The 1,701-nt window shown below is 71.8% G+C and carries 2 protein-coding genes; one reads left to right on the forward strand and one right to left on the reverse strand.

Annotated features, from left to right (window positions below; translation table 11 throughout):
- Positions 1-138 precede the first annotated feature (138 nt).
- Positions 139-867, reverse strand: coding sequence for a 3'-5' exonuclease (locus tag GT042_RS17955; RefSeq protein ID WP_161309729.1), 729 nt, complete (start codon positions 865-867; stop codon positions 139-141).
- A gap of 189 nt (positions 868-1,056) precedes the next feature.
- On the opposite strand from GT042_RS17955, the gene GT042_RS17960 reads away from it, so the two are divergent.
- Positions 1,057-1,623 (forward strand): DUF4365 domain-containing protein, encoded by a 567-nt coding sequence (locus GT042_RS17960; RefSeq protein WP_161309730.1) that lies wholly within the window; start codon positions 1,057-1,059, stop codon positions 1,621-1,623.
- Positions 1,624-1,701: the final 78 nt, after the last annotated feature.

The following is a 1,701-nucleotide window of genomic DNA, read 5'->3' on the forward strand; positions in this document are numbered from 1 at the left end:
GGGAGAGCGCTTCGTTCACACCGAAGAGGTCACTGGTTCGAAACCAGTATCGCCCACCGGGAAAAGCCGGTCCGTCCCCGACGGGCCGGCTTTTGTGTGCCCGGAACATGCCCGGAACGTGCCAGGACCGCCCGCTCCTCAGGCAGCCGCCGCAGGCACCTCCGGCCGCAGGGGCCACGCGGGATCCACCGACTCCTCCGTACCGTTGCGCGAGAACCACGCCTGCAACCCCCGCGCCTGCGCCGCGTGCCAGACCGCCTGGAGCGCGTGCAGCTCCGCCGCCGACAGCCGCTCCATCCGCGAGGCGAACCGCCGCCCCACCGCCCGTACCAGCTCCAGCGACGCCAGCGCGTCGGCCGCCGCGTCATGGGCGCCCTCCAGCTCCACGCCGTACTGCGCGCAGAGATCCGTGAGCGTACGGCGGCCCTTGCGATAGCGGTCCAGATGCTTGTCCAGCACCCGCGGATCCAGCACGCACAGCGGCACGTTCTCCAGATGCCGCCCCAGCGACGACGCCCTGTGGCGCCTCAACTCCCGGTCCAGCAGGGTCAGATCGAACGGCGCGTTCATCACCACCAGCGGCCGGCCCGCCGCGCACTGCTCGGCCAGCGCCCGTGCCATCTCCTCCACCGCAGGCGCCGGCCAACGCCCGTTGCGGTGCAGGAAGTCGTCCGTCAGGCCGTGTATCCCGGTGGCCGCGGGAGGCACCGGCACCCCCGGGTCTATCAGCCACCGCGTCACGCGGGGCCTCGCCCCCGCCATGTCCTGGACGACCAGGGCGGCCGAGACGATCCGGTCCCCCTCGACGTCCACTCCCGTCGTCTCCGTGTCGAATGCGGCCAGCGGGCCTTCGTACCAACGCGTCATCCCCGAACTCCTCGCGCGTATCGGGCAGATGGCGTCCGTCCTCTGCCCGAACCGGTGATACCCGGACAGGACGAGCGGTACGCACCGTTTACGGAGGACGCCGGACGGTGACAACACAAGGGACGGACACGGACGTTGACGGCCCGTCGCCCCCGACTCATCCGTACGGCCCGGAAGGCACCCAGAGCCATGGCTCTCGCGCAGCCCGAACCGGGCGGGCTGCTGCCCGAGCGGATCGCACCGCTGCGCGGAGCACTCGCCACCACCGCCTGCATGGAGACACTCCAGGTGGGCTACCTCCACGCGGTCGCCGCCGCGGCCGGCTGTTCACTCAGCCAGCCCTTCCCCGACACCGGCATCGACTGGCACGTCAGCCACAGCTCGCCCGCCCACGCCGTGGACGACGAGGTGACCATCAAGGTCCAGCTCAAGAGCACCTACCAACTCGCCCCGCACCCGCCGGGACCGGCCTTCTCCTTCGCCCTCGACAACGCCCACCTGGTGAAACTGGCCCGCACCCCCGTCTCGGTGCACAAGATCCTGGTCGTGATGATCGTGCCCCGCACCCAGGACGAATGGCTGCGCGCCGGCCACGACCGCCTCGACCTCAGACACTGCTGCTACTGGATCAACCTGGCGGGCCACCCCGTGACCGGCCGCCACCGGACGACCGTGCGGGTGCCCACCGCGCGCGTCTTCGACGACCGGGCGCTCTGCGAGATCATGACCCGCGTCGGGTCGGGAGGGAGACCGTGATGCACCGGCCGTCCGACGAGCCCGCCGGCGAGGTGACCCCCTGGGCGGCCCGCCCCCGCCCCGCGCACCACCCCGCCG

Source organism: Streptomyces sp. SID3212 (assembly GCF_009865405.1).
Classification (GTDB): Bacteria; Actinomycetota; Actinomycetes; order Streptomycetales; family Streptomycetaceae; genus Streptomyces.

What these genes read in the sequence shown, in the direction of transcription:
- GT042_RS17955 (WP_161309729.1), bottom strand. Translation starts at nt 867, where the DNA reads ATGACGCGTTGGTACGAAGGCCCGCTGGCCGCATTCGACACGGAGACG.
- GT042_RS17960 (WP_161309730.1), top strand. Translation starts at nt 1,057, where the DNA reads ATGGCTCTCGCGCAGCCCGAACCGGGCGGGCTGCTGCCCGAGCGGATC.